The 19,793-nt window shown below is 73.8% G+C and carries 18 protein-coding genes; 7 read left to right on the top strand and 11 right to left on the bottom strand.

The window, feature by feature from the left end; genetic code table 11:
- Positions 1 to 38: 38 nt before the first annotated feature.
- The 3 genes from dapF to miaA form a co-directional block, all read right to left on the bottom strand.
- Complete coding sequence (gene dapF / locus OG335_RS13540) at positions 39 to 950, bottom strand: diaminopimelate epimerase (RefSeq protein ID WP_405015386.1); 912 nt, start codon at positions 948 to 950, stop codon at positions 39 to 41.
- A gap of 8 nt (positions 951 to 958) precedes the next feature.
- Positions 959 to 1,429, bottom strand: a complete 471-nt coding sequence (locus tag OG335_RS13545; protein WP_405011354.1) for a hypothetical protein — start codon at positions 1,427 to 1,429, stop codon at positions 959 to 961.
- A 258-nt stretch (positions 1,430 to 1,687) separates the two neighbouring features.
- Positions 1,688 to 2,620 (bottom strand): tRNA (adenosine(37)-N6)-dimethylallyltransferase MiaA, encoded by a 933-nt coding sequence (gene miaA, locus OG335_RS13550; RefSeq protein WP_405011355.1) that lies wholly within the window; start codon positions 2,618 to 2,620, stop codon positions 1,688 to 1,690.
- Positions 2,621 to 2,779: 159 nt separating this feature from the next.
- Between miaA and OG335_RS13555 the strand changes: the two genes are divergently transcribed.
- Positions 2,780 to 3,076, top strand: a complete 297-nt coding sequence (locus tag OG335_RS13555) for an antitoxin (RefSeq protein ID WP_405011356.1) — start codon at positions 2,780 to 2,782, stop codon at positions 3,074 to 3,076.
- 163 nt (positions 3,077 to 3,239) lie between these two features.
- Here the strand turns inward: OG335_RS13555 and OG335_RS13560 are convergent, their stop codons facing one another.
- Positions 3,240 to 3,938, bottom strand: a complete 699-nt coding sequence (locus OG335_RS13560) for a class III extradiol dioxygenase subunit B-like domain-containing protein (RefSeq protein ID WP_405011357.1) — start codon at positions 3,936 to 3,938, stop codon at positions 3,240 to 3,242.
- A gap of 80 nt (positions 3,939 to 4,018) precedes the next feature.
- Positions 4,019 to 5,509 (bottom strand): tRNA (N6-isopentenyl adenosine(37)-C2)-methylthiotransferase MiaB, encoded by a 1,491-nt coding sequence (gene miaB, locus OG335_RS13565; protein ID WP_405015387.1) that lies wholly within the window; start codon positions 5,507 to 5,509, stop codon positions 4,019 to 4,021.
- 72 nt (positions 5,510 to 5,581) lie between these two features.
- Between miaB and OG335_RS13570 the strand changes: the two genes are divergently transcribed.
- A complete protein-coding gene (locus OG335_RS13570) occupies positions 5,582 to 6,607 on the top strand; it encodes a TAXI family TRAP transporter solute-binding subunit (RefSeq protein WP_405011358.1) in 1,026 nt (341 codons plus the stop codon).
- A gap of 109 nt (positions 6,608 to 6,716) precedes the next feature.
- On the opposite strand, the gene OG335_RS13575 is transcribed toward OG335_RS13570, so the two are convergent.
- The gene (locus OG335_RS13575) at positions 6,717 to 8,147 is read right to left on the bottom strand and encodes a sensor histidine kinase (RefSeq protein ID WP_405011359.1); all 1,431 of its coding nucleotides are present in this window, start codon (positions 8,145 to 8,147) and stop codon (positions 6,717 to 6,719) included.
- A 6-nt stretch (positions 8,148 to 8,153) separates the two neighbouring features.
- Positions 8,154 to 8,999, bottom strand: coding sequence for a response regulator transcription factor (locus tag OG335_RS13580; RefSeq protein WP_405011360.1), 846 nt, complete (start codon positions 8,997 to 8,999; stop codon positions 8,154 to 8,156).
- Positions 9,000 to 9,442: 443 nt separating this feature from the next.
- Between OG335_RS13580 and OG335_RS13585 the strand changes: the two genes are divergently transcribed.
- From OG335_RS13585 to OG335_RS13605, 5 genes are all read left to right on the top strand, one after another.
- Positions 9,443 to 10,216 (top strand): amino acid ABC transporter ATP-binding protein, encoded by a 774-nt coding sequence (locus OG335_RS13585; RefSeq protein WP_405011361.1) that lies wholly within the window; start codon positions 9,443 to 9,445, stop codon positions 10,214 to 10,216.
- Between the two features lie 125 nt (positions 10,217 to 10,341).
- Entirely contained in the window at positions 10,342 to 11,247 is a 906-nt protein-coding gene (locus OG335_RS13590; protein ID WP_405011362.1) for a glutamate ABC transporter substrate-binding protein, read from the top strand.
- Positions 11,248 to 11,350: 103 nt separating this feature from the next.
- Complete coding sequence (locus OG335_RS13595) at positions 11,351 to 12,001, top strand: amino acid ABC transporter permease (RefSeq protein WP_405011363.1); 651 nt, start codon at positions 11,351 to 11,353, stop codon at positions 11,999 to 12,001.
- Positions 11,998 to 12,831 carry an amino acid ABC transporter permease gene (locus OG335_RS13600; RefSeq protein ID WP_405011364.1) on the top strand — a complete coding sequence of 278 codons (834 nt, stop codon included), beginning with the start codon at positions 11,998 to 12,000 and terminating at the stop codon, positions 12,829 to 12,831. The genes OG335_RS13595 and OG335_RS13600 overlap by 4 nt, the downstream gene beginning before the upstream one ends.
- A 95-nt stretch (positions 12,832 to 12,926) precedes the next feature.
- Complete coding sequence (locus OG335_RS13605; RefSeq protein ID WP_405011365.1) at positions 12,927 to 14,687, top strand: FAD-dependent monooxygenase; 1,761 nt, start codon at positions 12,927 to 12,929, stop codon at positions 14,685 to 14,687.
- A 122-nt stretch (positions 14,688 to 14,809) separates the two neighbouring features.
- Here the strand turns inward: OG335_RS13605 and rny are convergent, their stop codons facing one another.
- The 4 genes from rny to OG335_RS13625 form a co-directional block, all read right to left on the bottom strand.
- Positions 14,810 to 16,264, bottom strand: a complete 1,455-nt coding sequence (rny, locus tag OG335_RS13610; protein ID WP_405011366.1) for a ribonuclease Y — start codon at positions 16,262 to 16,264, stop codon at positions 14,810 to 14,812.
- 214 nt (positions 16,265 to 16,478) lie between these two features.
- Positions 16,479 to 17,354, bottom strand: coding sequence for a regulatory protein RecX (locus OG335_RS13615; protein WP_405011367.1), 876 nt, complete (start codon positions 17,352 to 17,354; stop codon positions 16,479 to 16,481).
- A 7-nt stretch (positions 17,355 to 17,361) separates the two neighbouring features.
- Positions 17,362 to 18,471, bottom strand: coding sequence for a recombinase RecA (gene recA / locus OG335_RS13620; protein WP_405011368.1), 1,110 nt, complete (start codon positions 18,469 to 18,471; stop codon positions 17,362 to 17,364).
- Between the two features lie 148 nt (positions 18,472 to 18,619).
- Positions 18,620 to 19,792, bottom strand: a complete 1,173-nt coding sequence (locus OG335_RS13625; protein WP_405011369.1) for an AI-2E family transporter — start codon at positions 19,790 to 19,792, stop codon at positions 18,620 to 18,622.
- Between the last annotated feature and the right edge of the window lies 1 nt (position 19,793).

Consider the following 19,793-nt stretch of genomic DNA (forward strand, 5'->3'; position numbering starts at 1 on the left):
TCGGGAAAACAGCGCGTTCGTCCGCGACGAATGGCGGCTCAGCCGGAGAACGCGGCGTACCAGGCCGGGTCGAGGGTGCCGGCGGCGACGATCTCGGCGGGGCCGGTCATCTCCACGCGGCCGTCCGGGAACTCCTCGATCAGCAGGCGCCCGCCGGGCAGGTCCACGGTGTAGCCGACGGCCTCACCGGTGACGGCGGGGTCGAGTCCGTCGCGGCGGGCGGCCGCGACGGCCACCGCGCAGGCGCCGGTGCCGCAGGAGCGGGTCTCGCCGGAGCCGCGCTCGTGGACGCGCATCGCGACGTGGCGCGGGCCGCGGTCGACGACGAACTCCACGTTCACGCCGTCCGGGTAGACGCCGTCGGGGCCGGTGCGCGGGGCGGTGTGCAGGTCGCCGGCGTCGGCGAGGTCGGCGACGAACGCGACCGCGTGCGGGTTGCCCATGTTGACGTTGCGGGCGGGCCAGACCCGGTCGCCGACCGCGACCTCGATGCCGTCCGGGCCGGGCAGGACGGCGTGGCCCATGTCGACGGTGACCTCGCCGGGAGTCCCGTCGGCGGCGTCCTCGGCGACCCGTGCCCGCCGGACGCCGGCCCGGGTGGCGACCGCCAGCGGGCCGGGCTTCGCGAGGCCGGCGTGCACCAGGTAGCGGGCGAAGACCCGGACGCCGTTGCCGCACATCTCGGCGATCGAGCCGTCGGCGTTGCGGTAGTCCATGAACCACTCGGCCTCACCCGCCATCGCGGCGGCCGCCGGGTCGGCGGCGGAGCGCACGACCCGCAGCAGACCGTCGCCGCCGATGCCCGCGCGCCGGTCGCACAGCCGGGCGACCGCGTCGGGGCCGAGGTCGAGGAGGCCGTCCGGGTCGGGGACGATCACGAAGTCGTTCTGGGTGCCGTGCCCCTTGAGGAAGGAGGGGCCGGGAGTGGTGGGTGCGCTCACACCGCCGATGGTACTGATCAGCCGCGCAGGTGGACGACCCGCCAGAGGGCCAGCGCCACCACGGCACCGGCGATCAGCGTGTAGGCGGCGATCGCGCGCCAGCCGGCCCGCAGGCCGCTGCCGCGGCGGGGGACGCCCGGCCACTTGTACCCGGCGTGCCGGGCGGCCATCGCACCCCAGCCGCCGGAGGCGGCGGTGAGGAGCAGGCCCAGCATGCCGATCATCGCGGACGCCGCGTCGCCGGAGAAGGCGAGCGGGAAGGCGAACATGAGCGAGCCGGTGGTGGCCATCAGGACGATCGGCAGCAGCTGCCACCACCGCAGCCTGCGGGGAGGGCGGATCTCCCGTTCGCGCACCGCGCCGGGGGCGGCGAGGCCGTCGATGGCGGGCAGCGCGATCGTGTAGGAGGCCGAGGCGACGAGGTCGGGCAGCGACTGCTGGGCGCCGAGCGCCAGCTCTTCGGTTTCGGGGCCGGTACCCGTAGACACGCGACCTCCCCTGACGGATCGACACGGGTTCACGGACTCGTGAACGGTGAGGCCGGACCGCGCGACCAGCCTCCGATGACACCGATGATGGCATGTCCAAGGTTGCCGACAGGGCGTCCCGGCGGTCGTCGGGTGATCCGTGGCCATGACGTGATCGGCCTGTAACCGCGGGTTCGTCCTGCACCTGCCGCTGCGTGCGCAGGTGCACGGCCGGAGTGGCCGGATCCGGCCGGTGCCGCCCGGGCGGCCGAACGCGGTCTAGCCGGCGACGAGTTCGAGCGAGCGCGCCAGCAGGGCGACCGGGTCGGCACCGGCCGGCCGGTCGAGCCAGTGGATCCGGTCGTCGCGCCGGAACCACGACTCCTGGCGGCGGGCGAAGCGCCGGGTCGCCCGGACGGTCTCCTCCCGGGCCTCGTCCTCGGTGCACGTGCCGGAGAAGTACGCGAGAACCTGCTGGTAGCCGAGCGCGCGCGAGGCCGTACGGCCCTCCCGGAGGCCGGCCTTCTCCAGCTCCCGCACCTCGTCGAGCAGCCCGGCCCGCCACATCCGGTCGACCCGCAGGCCGATCCGCTCGTCGAGTTCCGGCCGTGGCACCCGGACGCCGATCTGCACGGCGTCGTAGACCGCGGTGTGGCCGGGCAGGCTGGCGGTGAACGGGCGGCCGGTGATCTCGATGACCTCCAGCGCGCGGACGATCCGCCGGCCGTTGCTCGGCAGGATGGCCCCGGCGGCCGCCGGGTCCTGCTCGGCGAGGCGGCGGTGCAGCGCACCGGAGCCGGTTTCGGCCAGCTCCGCCTCCAGCCGTGCGCGCACGGACGGATCCGTGCCGGGGAACTCCATCTCGTCGACGGCCGCCCGGACGTACAGGCCCGAGCCGCCGACGAGCACCGGGGTGCGGCCGGCCGCGAGCAGCCGGTCGATCTCGGCGCGCGCCAGGCGCTGGTACTCGGCGACGCTGGCGGCCTCGGTGACGTCCCAGATGTCCAGCAGGTGGTGCGGCACCCCGCCGCGCTCGCCGGGGGTGAGCTTGGCGGTGCCGATGTCCATGCCCCGGTAGAGCTGCATCGAGTCGGTGTTGATCACCTCGCCGTCGAGGGCGCGGGCGAGGGCGACGGCCAGGTCGGACTTACCGGCGGCGGTCGCGCCGACCACGGAGACGACGCGGGGCGGGAGGGGGCTGGAGCTGCTCACCCGTCCAGTCTCCCAAACCGGCGGCCCGGCCCGGGCACCTGGACCGCCATGTCGGCTTTCGCCTGGTTTGCGACCGAGAACAACCGGGCACATCCGAACGTTGGACCTGATGGGCACGCTCCCGGGCGCGATGCCCCCGACCGGACGAGGAGACCAGCCATGGGCCTGATGGACACGCTCAAGGGCAAGGCCGGCGAGCTCAAGGACAAGGCCGGCGAGCTCGCGGGCAAGCACAACGAGAAGATCGACGAGGTCGTCGAGAAGGCCGGGCACGCCGTCGACAAGGCCACGAAGCACAAGTACAGCGGGACGATCGAGCAGGGCACCGCGAAGGCCCGGAACGCCGTCGACGACTTCGCCTCCCGGCCCGCCGGCGGTCGGCCGCCCGGCGCGGCCGGAGCCGACCCGGCGTCACCGCCGCCGCGGGAGCCCGGCGCGCCCGGCCCGACCGGCTGACCCGTCACCGTCCGCCGCCCACCGTCCGCCGCCCGCCGTTCAGCGTCCGCCGCCCGCCGTTCAGCGTCCGCCGCCCGCCGGCCCGCACCCGGCCGCAGAGGCCGATACGAGCCGCTGCGGGCCGCTGCGGGCCATTGCGGGCGGGCGGCGGGGAGGTCCGGTGTCAGAGCCAGGAGGCGACCAGGTAGCCGACGCCGTACGGCGCCTCGTCGTAGCGCAGCCGGCCGCGCAGGCCGGCGCCCTCCGCCGCGCCCGCCAGCACCTGCCAGGGCGCCCGCCCGTCGGCCTGCAGCTCGGCGGAGAGCTGCGGGTCGAGGGCGTTCAGGGCGGCCGTGTCGGCGGCGGCCAGCGCCGCGGCGGCCGCCGCGTCGTAGGCCTCGGCCCGCTCGTCGAGGTAGCCGGGGGCCTTGACGGACCGGCAGGCACTGCCGCCGCCGAGCACCAGCAGGCCGACCCGGTCCGCGAGGTCGGCCAGGCCGCGGCCGAGCCCGTGCAGGCGCTCCTGCGGGGTGTCCGGGCGCACCGCGCACGCGTGCGCGGGCAGCACGGCCCCGGCCCGGGCGAGCAGCCAGGCGCCGACCGTCAGCGAGGGGGCCAGCTCCGGCCCGGCCACCCCGGCGGCCGGCAGGCGGACGGCGAGGTCCACCCCGTAGCGGCGGAAGGAGCCGGCGCCGCCCTCGGTCCACACCCCGGCCTTCGGGCCGGTGCCGACGACCACGATCAGCTCGGCGTCGGCGGCCAGCAGCTCCCCCACCGCATCGGAGCAGGCGGCGCGCAGCGCGTCCAGCTCGGGGGCGGCGCCGGCGGCGACCTCCGGGACGATCAGCGGCGGGCAGGGGCAGACGGCGGCGGCAACCAGCATGGCGATCACTCTAACCGGCGGCCCGCGCACGCAGCGGGCCCGCCGGGGTGATTCCCCGGCGGGCCCGTACGCACGGCGGGTCAGTCGCAGCCGCAGCCGTTGGACGGCGCGGCGGCGAGCGGGGCCGGGGCGCCGATGCCGGGCAGGCCCAGCATCACGCCGGCGGGCTTGGCGGCGGGCACGGCCTGCCGCTTCTCCCAGGCGTCGCCCGCACGGGTACGGCGCACGCCCAGCGGTGCGCCCTCGGCGAGCAGGTGGTGCGGGGCGGCGTAGGTGATCTCCACGGTGACCATGTCACCGGGGCGCACCGGCTCCGACGGGCGGGTGAAGTGCACCAGCCGGTTGTCGGGGGCGCGGCCGGAGAGCCGGGCGGTGCGGTCGTCCTTCTTGCCCTCGCCCTCGGCGACGAGGATCTCCAGGCGCCGGCCGACCTGCTTCTTGTTCTCCTCCCAGGAGATCTCCTCCTGGAGGGCGATGAGCCGGTCGTAGCGCTCCTGCACGACGGCCTTGGGCACCTGGCCGTCCATCTCGGCGGCGGGGGTGCCGGGCCGCTTGGAGTACTGGAAGGTGAAGGCGTTGGTGAAGCGGGCCTCGCGGACGGCGTGCAGGGTCTGCTCGAAGTCCTCCTCGGTCTCGCCGGGGAAGCCGACGATGATGTCGGTGGAGATCGCCGCGTCCGGCATGGCCTCGCGGACCTTGCGGATGATGCCGAGGTAGCGGTCCTGCCGGTAGGAGCGCCGCATCGCCTTGAGCACGGTGTCCGAACCGGACTGCATCGGCATGTGCAGCTGGTGCATGACGTTCGGCGTCTCCGCCATCGCGGCGATCACGTCGTCGGTGAAGTCGCGCGGGTGGGGGGAGGTGAAGCGCACGCGCTCCAGGCCCTCCACCTCGCCGCAGGCGCGCAGCAGCTTGGAGAACGCCTCGCGGTCGCCCAGGTCGGAGCCGTACGAGTTGACGTTCTGGCCGAGCAGGGTGACCTCGACGACGCCCTCCGCGACCAGTGCCTCCACCTCGGCGAGGATGTCGCCGGGCCGGCGGTCCTCCTCCTTGCCGCGCAGCGCCGGGACGATGCAGAACGTGCAGGTGTTGTTGCAGCCGACCGAGATGGCGACCCAGGCGGCGTACGCCGACTCGCGGCGGGTGGGCAGCGTGGAGGGGAAGGTCTCCAGCGACTCCAGGATCTCGACCTGCGCCTGCTGCTCGACCCGGGCGCGCTCCAGCAGGGCGGGCAGGTGGCCGATGTTGTGGGTGCCGAAGACGACGTCGACCCACGGCGCCCTGCGCACGATGGTGTCGCGGTCCTTCTGTGCGAGGCAGCCGCCGACGGCGATCTGCATGCCCGCGTGCTGCTGCTTCGCGGGCGCGAGCCGGCCGAGGTTGCCGTACAGCTTGTTGTCCGCGTTCTCGCGCACGGCGCAGGTGTTGAAGACCACCAGGTCCGGGTCGCCGTCCTGGCCGGCCTTCGCGTAGCCGGCGTCCTCCAGCAGACCGGACAGCCGCTCGGAGTCGTGGACGTTCATCTGGCAGCCGTACGTGACGACCTTGTAAGTTCGCAAGCTCTCCTCCATACCCACAGCAGCAAGGGTACGGGCATGCGGCGGGGCCTCCCGCCGGGCGGCCGGGCCTGGCAGTATCCCTGCATGGCCCATTCCGCGTTCCCCGCCAGGCTCGGCGCCGCCGTGCGCCGGGCGGCCCGCCGGCCGCCGGTGCGGATCGGCCTCGCCCTGCTGCTGGTGGCGGGCGCCCTGAGCGGCTGGTGGATGTCCACGGCGTCCGGACCGACCTATCCGCGGGGCGAGATCGGCTTCGCCTCCGGCGTCCGCGGCGGCGTCTACGACCGCTACGGCCAGCTGCTGCGCGGGTACGTCTCCACGGCGATGCCCGGGGTGCGCCTGCGGCTCGACAACTCCGAGGGCTCGCTCGACAACCTGGAACGCGTCGGCTCCGGACGCGACGGGTTCGCGATCGCCACCGCCGACTCCGTGGCCGCGTTCGACGGCGCCGGCAAGGACCGGGTCCGCGCCATCGCCCGGCTCTACGACGACTACCTGCAGCTCGTGGTGCCCGCCGGCTCCCCCGTGCAGCGCACCGCCGACCTGCGCGGGCTGCGGGTGGGGGTCGGGCAGGCCAAGAGCGGCGTGAACCTCGTCACCCGGAAGCTGCTCGCCGCGGCCGGCCTCGACCTGGACCACGACATCGTGCCCGCCCAGCTGGGCGTGGTGGACGCCGCCGACCGGCTCGCCGCCGGGCAGCTGGACGCCTTCTTCTGGTCCGGCGGGCTGCCGACGACCGCCGTCAGCGACCTCTCCGAGCGGTTCAGGATCAGGATCGTGCCGCTGGCCGACCTCGCCGAGGCCCTGCACCAGCAGGAGGGCGGCGGCAGCGACGCCTACCGGGCGGCGACGATCCCCAAGGACGCGTACCCGAAGGCGGAACCGCAGGGGACGGCCGTGCCGACCGTCGCCGTGCCCAACCTGCTGATCACCCGCGACGACGTCGACCCCGGGCTCGTCCAGGGGGTGACCGCCGCGGTGATCGGCAGCCGGGACGCGATCGGCTCCGAGGTGCACGCCGCGCAGCTGGTGGATCTGCGCACCGCCGTCTACACCGATCCGCTGCAGCTCCACGAGGGCGCCCGCCGGTACTACACGTCGATCAAGCCCTGAGCGCCGCGGCCGACGTGCGGCCCGGGACCGGGCGCCACGCCGCCGGGCCGCGCACCGCGGGGCCGCGGGACGCCGGTCCCCGGGAGGTCGCGCGCCGCAGGGAGGCCGCTCAGCGTCGTTGGCGCGGCACGGTCAGCACCACGGTGAGGCCGCCGGGCTCGGCCGGGGCGAAGTCGAGCGAACCGCCGCCGGCCAGCAGCAGGGTGCGGGCGATGGACAGCCCGAGGCCGGAGCCGTCGACGTTCTGGTGACGGGGGCTGCGCCAGAAGCGGTCGCCGATCCGGGCCATCTCCTCCTCGGTGAGGCCCGGCCCGGAGTCGGTCACCGCGACACCGACCTCGCGCTTGTGCAGGACGACGTCGACGGCGACCCGGCGCCCCTCCGGGGTGAACTTCAGGGCGTTGTCCAGCACCGCGTCGAGCGCGCTGCCGAAGCCGATCGGGTCGGCCAGGCCGTAGGCCATCGGAGGGCCGTCCCAGGCGAGGGTGATGCCGCGCCGGACGGCGACCGGCCGCCAGGCGTCGAGCCGGGCGAGCACCAGGGCCGTCAGGTCGACCGGTTCGGGCTCGGGCCGGGCGTGCTCTGCGGTGGCGAGGCCGAGCAGGTCGTCCAGCACCCGGGCCAGCCGGATGCCCTCCTCGCGGACGGCGCCCACCTCGTCCTGGTGCCGCTCGGGCAGGTCGAGGCCGAGCAGTTCGACCCGCAGCAGCAGCGCGGCGAGCGGGTTGCGCAGCTGGTGCGAGGCGTCGGCGACGAAGGCCCGCTGCTGGTCGATGGCGAGCACGACGTGGTCGGCCATGTCGTTGAAGGAGCGGGCCAGGCGGCGCAGCTCGGGCGGGCCGCCGCTCGCCGCGACCCGGGCGTTGAGCCGGCCCGTCGCGATGTCGTGGGTGGCGCGGTCGAGGGTGCGCACCGGCCGCAGCACCCAGCCGGTCAGCCGGAAGGCCAGCAGCACCGCGACGATCATGGCGAGCGCCTCGCCCGCCCCGATCCACAGCCAGCGGTGCAGCACCCGGGCCCGCATCGGGCCGGTCGGCGACTCGGTGATCACCACGGCGACCACGTCGCCGTCGCGGACGACCGGCAGCGCCACGGTGAGCGTGCGGTCCGGCGTCCACGGCCACACCTGCGGCGGGTTGTGGCTGCGGCGGCCGTCCAGCGCCTCCTGGAAGGCCTGCCCGCCGGGCCCGCCGCCGGGCACCTGCCAGTCCGCCGGGGCGACGGCCACGGCACTGCCGTCACGCTGGAAGATGCCCACCCGCACGCCGTACAGGTCGTGGTAGCGGGCGGCCTCCACACCGAGCGCGTGCAGCCGGGTGGTGTCGCCGGCGGCCGGCTCGGTGCCGCCCTTGACGGCGGTGTCCGAGCCGGCCCGGCCCTGGGTGGGGAGGTCCTGCGCGAAGCGGGCGATGTCGTCGATGCGGTCGACCACCACACGGCTCTGCTCGGCGGCCGCGACGGCGGCGGCGAGGGGCAGCCCGAGGGCGGCCAGCACGCAGGCCATCAGCGAGAGCAGGATGCCGAGCAGGCGGTTGCGCACCGGGGGTCAGCGCTCCGGGTCCTCGTCGGGGACGGCCCGCGCCCCGTCGGCCGGGGAGCCCTCGGTCCTGGCCCCTTCCGCCCGCGCAGCGTCGGCCCGGGCCTCGTCGGCACGGGCTTCGTCGGCACGGGCCTCCTGGGCGGACCGCTCCTCGGCCGGCTGCTCCGGGATCAGCCGGTAGCCGACGCCGCGGACGGCCTCGACGAGGCCGGGCAGGCCGAGCTTGGTGCGCAGCGAGCCGATGTGCACCTCCAGGGTGCGGCCGTTGCCCTCCCAGCCGCTGCGCCAGACCTCGCTGAAGATCTGCTCGCGGCGGTAGACGACGCCGGGGCTCTGCGCGAGGAGTGCGAGCAGGTCGAACTCCTTGCGGGTGAGGGGCACGTCCCGGCCGTGCACGCTGACCCGGCGGCGCTCGCGGTCGATGACGATCCCGCGCGACTCCAGCGGGCCGCCCGCCGGCTCGGCGGGCGCGCCGGCGGCCGCGGGGAGGCCGCGCCGGGCCACCGCGTGGATGCGGGCGAGCAGCTCGCCCATGTCGTAGGGCTTGGTGATGTAGTCGTCGGCGCCGAGGTTGAGGCCGTGGATGCGGGAGCGGACGTCGGCGCGGGCGGTGACCATGATCACGGGTACGCCGCTGCCCGCACGGATCCGGCTGCACACCTCGAAGCCGTCCCGGTCGGGCAGCCCGAGGTCGAGCAGCACCACGCGGAAGGGCTCGTTGCCGTCCGGGACGAGGGCGTCCAGCGCCTCGTGCCCGCTGCGCGCGTGCTTGACCTGGAAGCCGTGCCGGCCCAGGACAGCGGTCAGCGCGGCGGCGACACGGTCGTCGTCCTCGACGAGCAGCAGTCGCATCCGGTACCTCCTTCGTCTCGGTTCGGCGGCGGTCCGTCCGGCCCAGTGTGCCTGCCCTCCGGCCGGGGCCGGTACGGCACGGGTGGTCCGGAGTATTCTGCCGTCCGCCCGGCGGCCGCGGCGCGGCCCCGGCGGACCACTGCCGCCCATCCGCATCCATGCCCATCCCGGGGCGCCGGGTCAATGCCCGGCGGCCCGGGGCCGCCGACCGTTACCGAGCCGGTACCGGACGCGCGGAGCAGCCGCGCCGCCACGGTGCGTGGCCGGATCGTGATCCTCAAGTTCCGCTCAGATCGACTGACATGGCATCGTCGGGACTCCTATGGTCGGCCCACCGGGGGCTGCGGGCTCCGCCGGCTCCGGCCCCCGGCACCACGAGAACCTCAGCAGCACCGCATCCCACGGGAGTTCACCCTGGGTCAGAGACGAGGGAGCACCGCGCGATGACCAAGACCGACGCCACCGATGCCGTGGCCGGATCGGCTCCGCTGGTGGTGCTCGACGGGGTGAACAAGCACTTCGGGGCGCTCCACGTGCTGCAGGACGTCGATCTGACGATCCGGCAGGGCGAGGTCGTCGTGCTGATCGGCCCGTCCGGCTCGGGCAAGTCGACGCTCTGCCGCACCATCAACCGGCTGGAGACGATCGATTCCGGCACGATCACCATCGACGGCCTCCCGCTGCCCGCGGAGGGCCGCGAGCTGGCCAGGCTGCGCGCCGAGGTCGGCATGGTGTTCCAGAGCTTCAACCTCTTCGCGCACAAGACGGTGCTGGAGAACGTCGTCCTCGCGCAGGTGAAGGTGCGCAAGGTGCCCCGCGCGGAGGCGGAGGCCGACGGCCTGGCCCTGCTGGAGCGGGTCGGTGTCGGCGCCCAGGCGGACAAGTACCCGGCGCAGTTGTCGGGCGGCCAGCAGCAGCGGGTGGCGATCGCGCGCGCGCTGGCGATGAAGCCGAAGGTGATGCTCTTCGACGAGCCGACCTCCGCGCTCGACCCGGAGATGGTCAACGAGGTGCTGGAGGTCATGCGCCAGCTCGCGGCCGACGGCATGACCATGGTCGTGGTCACCCACGAGATGGGCTTCGCCCGCTCCGCGGCCAACCGCGTGCTGTTCATGGCGGACGGCCGGATCGTCGAGGAGAACACCCCCGACGCCTTCTTCACGTCCCCGCGGTCGGACCGCGCGAAGGACTTCCTGTCCAAGATCCTTCACCACTGAGCGGGTCGGCGCCGCCGCGCGCCGGACAACCACGGCCGGGCCCGAGGGGGTGCCCGGCCGCACGTACGGAAGGTCATGCCAGCGCCCCGGTCGTCCGGGGGCAAGAACCGAGGAGAGCCAATCCCATGAGGACTCGTCGCACCATCGCCGCCGCCCTGTCGGTGCTCGCACTGACCGCCGTCGCCGCCTGCGGCAAGGAGGGCTCCCCGGCGGGCTCGGGGGACGCCGCCCCGTCGCTGCCCACCTACACCGTCAACACCTCGGCCAACTTCGACGGCTCGCCGGCCTGGAAGGCGGCCAAGGCCAAGGGCAAGCTCGTCATCGGCGCCAAGGCCGACCAGCCGTACCTCGGCTTCGAGGACCTGACGACCAACACCCGCAACGGCTTCGACATCGAGGTCGCCAAGATGATCGCGGCCGACCTCGGGTTCGCGCCCGACAAGATCGAGTGGAAGACCGTCGTCTCGGCGAACCGCGAGACGGAGATCAAGAGCGGCGGCATCGACTACTACGTCGGCACGTACAGCATCAACGACAACCGCAAGAAGGACGTCTCCTTCGCCGGGCCGTACTACATCGCCGGCCAGGACCTCCTGGTGAAGAAGGACAACACCGACATCACCGGCCCGGAGTCGGTCAAGGGCAAGAACGTCTGCTCGGTCACCGGCTCGACCTCGGTCAAGCAGATCCAGACCTACGTCGGTGCCGACAAGAAGGTCACCCAGTACGACACCTACGCCCTCTGCGTGGACAAGCTGCTGACCGGTGAGGTCGACGCGGTCACCACCGACGACGCGATCCTGAAGGGCTTCGGCGCGAAGAACGCCGGCAAGCTCAAGGTCGTCGGCAAGACCTTCTCCACCGAGAAGTACGGCGTGGGTCTCGGCAAGGAGGACAAGGTGCTGCGCGACGCCATCAGCGACGCGCTCGCCGCGCACGAGCAGAACGGCGACTGGAAGAAGGCGTACGACGCCACGCTCGGCCTGTCCGGCGCCACCGCCCCGGCCATCCCGACGCTCGAGCGCTACTGACCGCGGGTGCGGGCCGACCGGACCGACCCGGCCGGCCCGCCCATCCGTGCGACCGCGTGACCGCGTGACCCGATAGACCCCGAGAGAGAGGAGGGCCGCCGGCATGGGCATCCTGTTCGAGGACGACAACCTCGCGCTCTTCCGCGACGGTTTTCTGCAGACGCTCGAACTGAGCGCGCTCAGCGCCCTGTTCGCGCTGCTGCTCGGCACCGTGCTGGCGGCCTTCCGGGTCTCGCCGGTGCCGGCGCTGCGGGTGTTCGGCACCGTCTGGGTGCAGACCTTCCGCAACACCCCGCTGACGCTGCTGTTCTTCGCGATGGTCTTCAGCCTCCCCCGGCTGGACGTCCACCTCAGCAGCTTCGCCTTCGCGGTGATCGCGCTCAGCGTCTACACCGCCAGCTTCGTCTGCGAGGTGCTGCGGGCCGGCATCAACACCGTGCCGCTCGGCCAGGCCGAGGCGGCCCGCAGCCTGGGCATGACGTTCGGCCAGACGCTCACGCAGGTCATCCTCCCGCAGGCGGCGCGCACCGTGCTGCCGCCGATGAGCAGCATCTTCATCGCCCTGCCCCGCAACTCCGCGATCGCCGGCGCGTTCAGCGTCTCCGAGCTCTACGGGGTGCAGGCGACACTGAACGACAAGGGGTACGCCATCTTCGCGATCTTCTTCTGGGTGGCGCTGGCGTACCTGGCGATCAGCTTCGCCGTCGGCGGCCTGTTCCGCGTGCTGGAGAACCGCCTGGCGGTGGTCCGATGAGCACCCGCACCGCCGCCGCGTCCGTCCTCTACGACACCCCCGGGCCCAAGGCCCGCTTCCGGTACCGGGTGTTCGGCGTCGCCTCGCTGCTCGGCATCGCCGCGCTGCTCGGCTTCGCCGTCCTCCGGCTCGCCGACGCCGGGCAGTTCGACGCCGGGCTGTGGGAGGCGTTCCAGTACTCGACCGTCCAGCAGCGGATCGTCGACGGCGTCCTGGCCACCCTGAAGGCCTTCGGCCTGGCCGCGGTCTTCTCCGTCGTGCTCGGCGCGCTGCTCGCCGCCGGCCGGCTCTCCGACCACCGCCCGGTGCGCGCGGTGTCCACGACCGTGGTGCAGTTCTTCCGTGCCATGCCGCTGCTCATCATGATCTTCGCGCTGTACCACGCGCTGTTCGGCTCGCAGCCGATGTGGGCGCTCGTCCTCGGGCTGACCCTCTACAACGGCGCCGTGCAGGCGGAGATCATCCGCACCGGCGTGCTGGCGGTGCCCCGCGGCCAGGGCGAGGCCGCGTTCGCCCTGGGCCTGCGCAAGACCCAGGTGATGTCGGTCGTCCTGGTGCCGCAGGCCGTGCGGTCGATGCTGCCGGCCATCATCGGCCAGCTCGTGGTCACCCTCAAGGACACCTCGCTGGGCTTCGTGATCACCTACCCCGAGCTGCTCTACGCGGGCAAGCTGATCGCCAGCAACTCCCCCGGCTATCCGTACCTGCCCATGACCCTGGTCATCGCCCCGCTCTACATCGGTCTGTGCCTCGCGCTCACCGGCCTCGCCCGGTGGATCGAGGCGCGCGGCCGCCGCGGCGCGAACCGGCGCACACCTGCTGCTGCTTGACGGCACCCCGGGTGATCTGTTGCATTGCTCTTCGTGACACCACCAGGGACCACCCGCCCGGCATATGCAGTTCCCGCACGCCCGGAGGTCCCCGCGTGGACCCGGTGATCCTGGTCGGGGCCGGGCCCGTCGGCCTGGCCCTCGCCCTGGCGCTGGCCCGGCACGAGGTGCCGAGCATCGTCCTCGACGAGGGCGCGGGCCTCAGCCCGGAGAGCCCGCGCACCGTCGTCCTCGGCGCCGACACCGCAGCCCTCCTCGCCCGCCTCGGCTACGGCCGGGCGGCCGCGGACGCCGCCGCCTGGGACGCGTTCACCATCTGGCGCCGCCGCGCCGAGGTGCTGCACATCCCCCTCGACGGCGAGCCGGTGCTGCACCTCGCGCAGCACCGGCTGCAGCGCGGGCTGCGCGACGCCGTCACCGCGGCCCCGCTCGTCCAGCTCGTACCCCTGACCCGGATCGTCGAACTCGAACAGGACCGCGACGGCGTCAGCGTGCGCACCACGGGCACGCGCGACGGCACGACCACCTGGTGGCGCGGCAGCCACCTGGTCGGCTGCGACGGGGCCCGCTCCACCGTCCGCAAGCTCCTCAGGATCCGCTTCCCCGGACGCCCCGCCGTCGACCGGCACGCCGTCGCGACCGTCCGCGTCGACCTCCCGTTCGCGGGCCGGGCACGGCTACACCGCGAGCCCCCGTGGCGCGGCGACCGCGAGGCCTCCGCCCGCCCCCTCCCGGACGGCCTGTGGCGCCTCGACTGGCGTCTGCCCCCCGGACGGCCCGCCCCGACCGAACCCGTCGACCCGCACGCCACCTGGCCCGGCATCGTCACCGGCGACACCCTGCTCACCCGGGTCCGGGCCACCCTCACCGGCTGGTGCGGCGAACTGCCCCCGTACGAGCTCCTCGCCGCCGCCGACCACACCGCCCAGCAGCGCCTCGCCGCACGGTTCCGCTCCGGCCGCTGCTTCCTCGCCGGCGACGCCGCGCACCTGCACGGCGCCCTCGGCATGCAGAACCTCGTCGACGGCCTCCGGGACGCCGACAACCTCGCCTGGCGGCTCGCCCTCGCCTGGCACCCGCACGGCGGACGGCAGTCCGGCGGGGCGCTCCTCGACGGCTACGAGACCGAACGCCGCGGCGCGGTCGGCGCCCGCCTGCGCGCCGTCGACCAGGCGATGCCCCTGCTGCGGCCGCTGCGCGGCTGGCAGCAGACCCGGCGGTCGCTGCTCACCGGCTCCTTCCGCAAGCACGCCGCCCTGCTGGCCGACGGGCAGCTCGGCACCGGACGCTTCGGCGGCGCGCCCGCCTACCCGGCCGCGCCCTCCGCCGGGCCGGACCGGGTGCCCGTGCAGCGCGGCCCCGGCCGCGGCACCTCGCTCACCGAGAACCTCCCGCCCACCGCACCCGGAGTGCAGGTGCCCGACCTGCCGGTGGTCACCACCGACGGCAGCGCCGACCTGCTGCGCGCCCGTCTCGGGCAGGGCTTCGTCCTGCTCCTGGTCGCGCCCGGCACCGCGGTGTGGTCGTCCCGGCACTGGCTCGGCGCCGGCCTGATGCCCAAGCTCTCCGAGGTGGCGGCCGCCCTCCCGGTGCCCGCCGAGGTACTGGTCACCGAGGCCTACCCGGGCGCGGAGCCGCACACCGTGCTGCTCGTGCGGCCCGACGGCCATCTCGTGGGCACCACGCAGGGCTGCAACGCCGAGGCCCTCCGGTCGCTGGCCGACGACGCCCGCGGCGGACCGGCCGTCCTCACCGCCGGTCCCGACCAGGGCCCGGGGCCGGTGTCGGGCGCGGGCGCGGGCACAAATCCGGGCTCCGGCGACCCCGCCGGCACCCCGGACGGCGCGCGCCGCTGAGCGCACCGCCGAGCACACGCACCGGACGACCACACCGGACGACCACACCGGAAGACCGTGCGGGAAGGCCGTGCAGGAATGCCGTCCAGGGAGAGGGGCCGCCGGGCCGACCCGGCGGCCCGTCAGCGCGCGAACTCGGTGGCCCGGCTCTCCCGCACCACGGTGATCCGTATCTGGCCGGGGTAGGTCAGCTCCTCACGGACCTGCCGGGCGACCTCGCGGGCGATGGTCTGCGCCCGCAGGTCGTCGACCTTCTCCGGCTGCACCATCACCCGCACCTCGCGGCCGGCCTGCATGGCGAAGACCTTGGAGACGCCGTCGTGCGCCCGGGCGATCTCCTCCAGCCGCTCCAGCCGCCGCACGTACGCCTCCAGGGACTCCCGACGGGCACCGGGCCGTCCGCCCGAGCAGGCGTCGGCGGCCTGGGTGAGCACGGCCTCCACCGTCTTGGGGTCGACCTCGCCGTGGTGCGCCTCGATCGCGTGCACCACCTCCGGCGACTCGCCGTGGCGGCGGGCGAACTCCGCCCCGATCGCCGCATGGCTGCCGGGCAGTTCGTGGCTGAGCGCCTTGCCGATGTCGTGCAGCAGGGCCGAGCGCTTGACGAGTTCCGGGTCGACGCCGAGCTCGGCGGCCATCATCCCGGCGATGTGCGCGGACTCCACCAGGTGCCCGAGCACGTTCTGGCCGTACGAGGTGCGGTAGCGCAGCGTGCCGAGGGTGCGCACGAGCTCGGGCTCCATGCCGTCGAGCTGCACGGCCAGCAGGGCGTCCTCGCCCGCCCGGACGCAGAGCTGCTCGACGTCGGCGCGGCTGCGCTCGTGGACCTCCTCGATGCGCAGCGGGTTGATGCGGCCGTCGGCGGTGAGGGTCTCCAGGGTGAGCCGGGCGGCCTCCCGCCGGACGGGGTCGAAGCACGAGAGCTGGACGAGTTCCGGGGTGTCGTCGACGATCAGGTTGACGCCGGTGACCGCTTCGAAAGCACGGATGTTGCGGCCCTCACGGCCGATGACCCGGCCCTTCATGTCCTCGTTCGGCAGCCGGAAGGACGTGACCACGGTGTCGGCGGTGTGCTCGGAAGCGAGCCGCTGGACGGAACCGGCGATGATCTCGCGGGCCCGCTGGTCGCCTTCGGCCTTCGCCTGCCGCTCGATGTCCCGTACGGTGACCGCCGCCTCGCGGCGGGCCTCGGCCTCGATGCTGTGGACGAGGTCCTGGCGGGCGCGGGCGGCGGTGAGGCCGGCGGCGTGCTCCAGGGCGCGGCGGCGCTCGCTCTCCAGCGCGGCCAGACGTTCCCGGGTGTCGGCGTTCTCCTCGGCGCGGCGCTCGAGTTCGTCCTCCTGGGCGCGGAGCCGACGCAGTTCCTCGGCCAACCGGTCCTCCCGGCGGTCGAGTTCGGCGCGGAGCTGGGCGGCCTGGGTCTCGGCCCAGGTGCGGGCCCGTTCGGCCTCTCCGACGGCGCGGCGCTGGGCGGCCTGCAGCCGGCGGATCATGAGCCCGGTGAGGGCGAGGACGAGACAGAGGACCCCGGTGAGCAGCAGGGAAGCGACCGATCCGGTGCCCATTGCGATCTTCATCCCGGCCTCACTTCCCCGTTCCTGCGCACTGTGCCGATGCGGCGGTGAGGGAACTGCCGAGGACCGGGGGTGGTACGCGGAAAAGCTCCGAACATGGCTGCGCACAGCGGCCCGTAGCGCGTTCGAAGTGATCCCTCACTGCTTGTGAGGCTAAGTGCAGGTTACGAAACGGTCAAGATGCGATCGAGAGTTGATGCCGATGACTGACGATCTGTCACCAGTCCTCGCCAAAGCCTTCACTCTCCGCCCCCAGGGCGTCCCGGACGACGCGGTAGGCCAGACCCTCGGAGTAACCGCGGCGGGCGAGCATCGCGACCAGGCGCCGGGTGCGGGTCTGCGTCTCCAGGCCGCGGGTGCCGGGGAGTTTGCGCTCGACCAGCGCGCGGGCCGCTTCGGCCTCGTCCTCCGCGTCGACCCGGGCGAGGGCCTGCTCGGCGTGGTCGCCCGAGACGCCGCGCCGGCGGAGCTCCTGGGCGAGGGCGCGCCGGGACAGCCCCCGGTTGCCGTGCCGGGAGTCGACCCAGGCGGCCGCGAAGGCGGCGTCGTCGATCAGCCCGACCTCCTCGTAGCGGGAGAGCACCTCGTCGGCGACGTCGTCGGGGATCTCGCGTTTGCGCAGGGCGTCGGCGAGCTGCTTCCGGGTCCGGGCGTGGCCGGTGAGCAGCCGCAGGCAGATGTCACGGGCGCGGGTTGCCGGGTCGACCTGGTCCTCGGCGCGGCCGGCCGGGCGGGCCTCGGTCCGCTCGGTGCGGCCGCGGCGCCGGGTGGCGCGGGCGGGCGGCTCGGGCGCGTCCTTGTAGGCGGCCTCGTACCCGGTCGTGTCCGCGGCCGGGGCGGGCGGCTCGGGCGTGAGGGCGCTGCGTCGCCGACGGCGGCCGGAGGGCAGCGCGGAGGCGGTGAGCAGGCCGGGCACGCCGAGCGCGCCGGGTGTGCCGGCTCCCTCGGCAGCAGACTCCTCCGGCCCGGGGGGCGGCTCGGGCCCTGGCTCCGGCTCCGGCAGGGCGACGGCGGCGAACCAGTCGGGCGGGCCGAGGTCATCGGGCTCGGCGGCCGGAGCGGCCGAGCCCGATGGGCGGTCGTGGCTGTGCATGGGCTGATCAGGCCTTGGCGGCGGCTGCCGTCTTCTTGGCGGCGGTCTTGGTCGCCGCCACCGCCGGAACCTCGGTGGCCGGGGCCGCCGCGGTGGCGTCGGCCGTGGCCGGCTCCTCGATCTTGGGGCCGATGCCGAGCTTGCTCTTGATCTTCCGCTCGATCTCGTCCGCCAGCTGCGGGTTGTCCTTGAGGAAGTTGCGGGCGTTCTCCTTGCCCTGGCCCAGCTGGTCGCCCTCGTACGTGTACCAGGCGCCCGACTTGCGGATGAAGCCGTGCTCGACGCCCATGTCGATCAGGCCGCCCTCGCGGCTGATGCCGACGCCGTAGAGGATGTCGAACTCGGCCTGCTTGAACGGCGCCGCGACCTTGTTCTTGACGACCTTGACGCGGGTGCGGTTGCCGACCGCCTCGGTGCCGTCCTTCAGGGTCTCGATGCGGCGGATGTCCAGGCGCACGGAGGCGTAGAACTTGAGGGCCCGGCCACCGGTGGTGGTCTCCGGGGAGCCGAACATCACGCCGATCTTCTCGCGGAGCTGGTTGATGAAGACGGCGGTCGTGCCGGTCTGGTTGAGCGCGCCGGCGATCTTCCGGAGCGCCTGGCTCATCAGGCGGGCCTGCAGGCCGACGTGCGAGTCGCCCATCTCGCCCTCGATCTCGGCGCGCGGGACGAGCGCCGCGACGGAGTCGATGATCACCAGGTCGACCGCGCCCGAGCGGATCAGCATGTCGGTGATCTCGAGGGCCTGCTCGCCGGTGTCCGGCTGGCTGACCAGCAGGGCGTCGGTGTCGACGCCCAGCTTCTTGGCGTACTCGGGGTCGAGGGCGTGCTCGGCGTCGACGAACGCCACGGTGCCGCCGGCCCGCTGGGCGTTGGCCGCCAGGTGCAGGGTGAGGGTGGTCTTGCCGGAGGACTCCGGCCCGTAGATCTCGACCACGCGGCCGCGCGGGATGCCGCCGACACCGAGTGCGACGTCGAGCGCGGTGGACCCGGTCGAGATCACCTCGATCGGCTCGTTGGCCTTCTCGCCGAGGCGCATCACCGATCCCTTGCCGAACTGCCGCTCGATTTGGGCGAGTGCGGTCTCAAGGGCCTTCTCGCGGTCCATACCTGCCATGGCTTCCACCCTCGGGTTCTGTGCTGTGCGCTTCATCGTCCTCGACGCTAGCGCGTCCCACCGACAATCGGCCCGGACCGGGCAGCGCCTGTGGAAAACTCGTCGCCCTCGAGTATAGGGAACATTCGTTCGAATTCTGCCGGGATCCCTACGCCGGCCCGTCGTCACCGTCCTGACCTGCGTTCCTGTCCGACGATCCACTTCCCATCATGCGCCGCAGACGGCGCGCGGCCTGCCTCCTGCGCTCCCTGCGTTCCCTGCGTTCCACCCCGCGGTCGATCCGCGGATCGGTGGCCACCTCGTAGCGGCGCACGTACGTGCTGACGAATCCCTGCAGCGTGGCCGCCGCCGGGATCGCGATCAGCGCGCCCACCGCGCCGAGCAGGGCCGCGCCCGCGATGACGGACCCGAACGCCACCGCCGGGTGCACGTCCACCGTCCGCGCGGTGATCCGCGGGTGGAGCAGGTAGTTCTCGATCTGCTGGTAGACGATGACGAAGCCGAGCACCCAGATCGCGTCCACCGGCTGGTCGGTCAGCGCCACGAGCACGGGCAGCGCGCCGGCGATGTACGTGCCGATGGTGGGCACGAACTGCGACATCACGCCGACCCAGATGCCCAGCGCCGCCGCGTACGGCAGGTCGAGGATCTGGAACGCCACCCAGTGCGCCACCGTCGAGACGACGGCCAGCAGCGCGCGGGAGTAGAGGTAGCCGCCGGTCTTGGCCAGGGCGATCTCCCAGGCCCGCAGCACCTCCGCCTGCTTGGCCGGCGGGAGCAGGGAGCAGACCGTGCGCCGCACCCGCGGGCCGTCGGCGGTGAAGTAGAAGGTGAAGAGGCCGACGGTGAAGGCCTGGAAGAGTCCGCCGATCACGGTGCTGGAGACGCCCCAGACGTTGCCCGCCGCCTGCTGGGCGTACTTCTCGACGGTGCCGGAGTCCTTGAGCACCCGGCGCTGGAGCTCGTCGAGCGAGAAGTCCTGGTGGAACGTGCGGTTCACCCAGGCGATGAGGTTCTCCAGCAGGTGCGGCAGCTCTCCGGCGACCCGGGAGACCTGGTCGACGAGCAGGGTGCCGAGCGCCGCGAGGAACCCTCCGACGGCGACCACCACCGCGATGAACACGAGGAGGGTGCCGACGCCGCGGCGCACGCCGCGGGCGGCCATCCGGTCGACCGCGGGCTCCATGGCCAGCGACAGGAAGAAGGCCACGATCAGCATCACGAAGAGGTCGATCAGCTGGTGGAACGCCCAGTCGGCGAGCTGGAACAGCCCGACCAGCACCAGGGCCATCACCATCGCCTTGGGCAGCCAGCGCGGCATG

It is taken from the genome of Kitasatospora sp. NBC_01539 (assembly GCF_045040525.1).
Lineage (GTDB): Bacteria > Actinomycetota > Actinomycetes > Streptomycetales > Streptomycetaceae > Kitasatospora.

Excerpts from the sequence above, each read along its gene's own strand:
- OG335_RS13555 (WP_405011356.1), top strand. The coding sequence starts at position 2,780 with ATGGGCCTGATGGACACGCTCAAGGGCAAGGCCGGCGAGCTCAAGGAC.
- OG335_RS13560 (WP_405011357.1), bottom strand. The coding sequence starts at position 3,938 with ATGCTGGTTGCCGCCGCCGTCTGCCCCTGCCCGCCGCTGATCGTCCCG.
- miaB (WP_405015387.1), bottom strand. The coding sequence starts at position 5,509 with ATGGAGGAGAGCTTGCGAACTTACAAGGTCGTCACGTACGGCTGCCAG.
- OG335_RS13570 (WP_405011358.1), top strand. The coding sequence starts at position 5,582 with ATGGCCCATTCCGCGTTCCCCGCCAGGCTCGGCGCCGCCGTGCGCCGG.
- OG335_RS13580 (WP_405011360.1), bottom strand. The coding sequence starts at position 8,999 with ATGCGACTGCTGCTCGTCGAGGACGACGACCGTGTCGCCGCCGCGCTG.
- OG335_RS13585 (WP_405011361.1), top strand. The coding sequence starts at position 9,443 with ATGACCAAGACCGACGCCACCGATGCCGTGGCCGGATCGGCTCCGCTG.
- OG335_RS13590 (WP_405011362.1), top strand. The coding sequence starts at position 10,342 with ATGAGGACTCGTCGCACCATCGCCGCCGCCCTGTCGGTGCTCGCACTG.
- OG335_RS13595 (WP_405011363.1), top strand. The coding sequence starts at position 11,351 with ATGGGCATCCTGTTCGAGGACGACAACCTCGCGCTCTTCCGCGACGGT.
- OG335_RS13600 (WP_405011364.1), top strand. The coding sequence starts at position 11,998 with ATGAGCACCCGCACCGCCGCCGCGTCCGTCCTCTACGACACCCCCGGG.
- rny (WP_405011366.1), bottom strand. The coding sequence starts at position 16,264 with ATGAAGATCGCAATGGGCACCGGATCGGTCGCTTCCCTGCTGCTCACC.
- OG335_RS13615 (WP_405011367.1), bottom strand. The coding sequence starts at position 17,354 with ATGCACAGCCACGACCGCCCATCGGGCTCGGCCGCTCCGGCCGCCGAG.
- recA (WP_405011368.1), bottom strand. The coding sequence starts at position 18,471 with ATGGCAGGTATGGACCGCGAGAAGGCCCTTGAGACCGCACTCGCCCAA.
- OG335_RS13625 (WP_405011369.1), bottom strand. The coding sequence starts at position 19,792 with ATGCCGCGCTGGCTGCCCAAGGCGATGGTGATGGCCCTGGTGCTGGTC.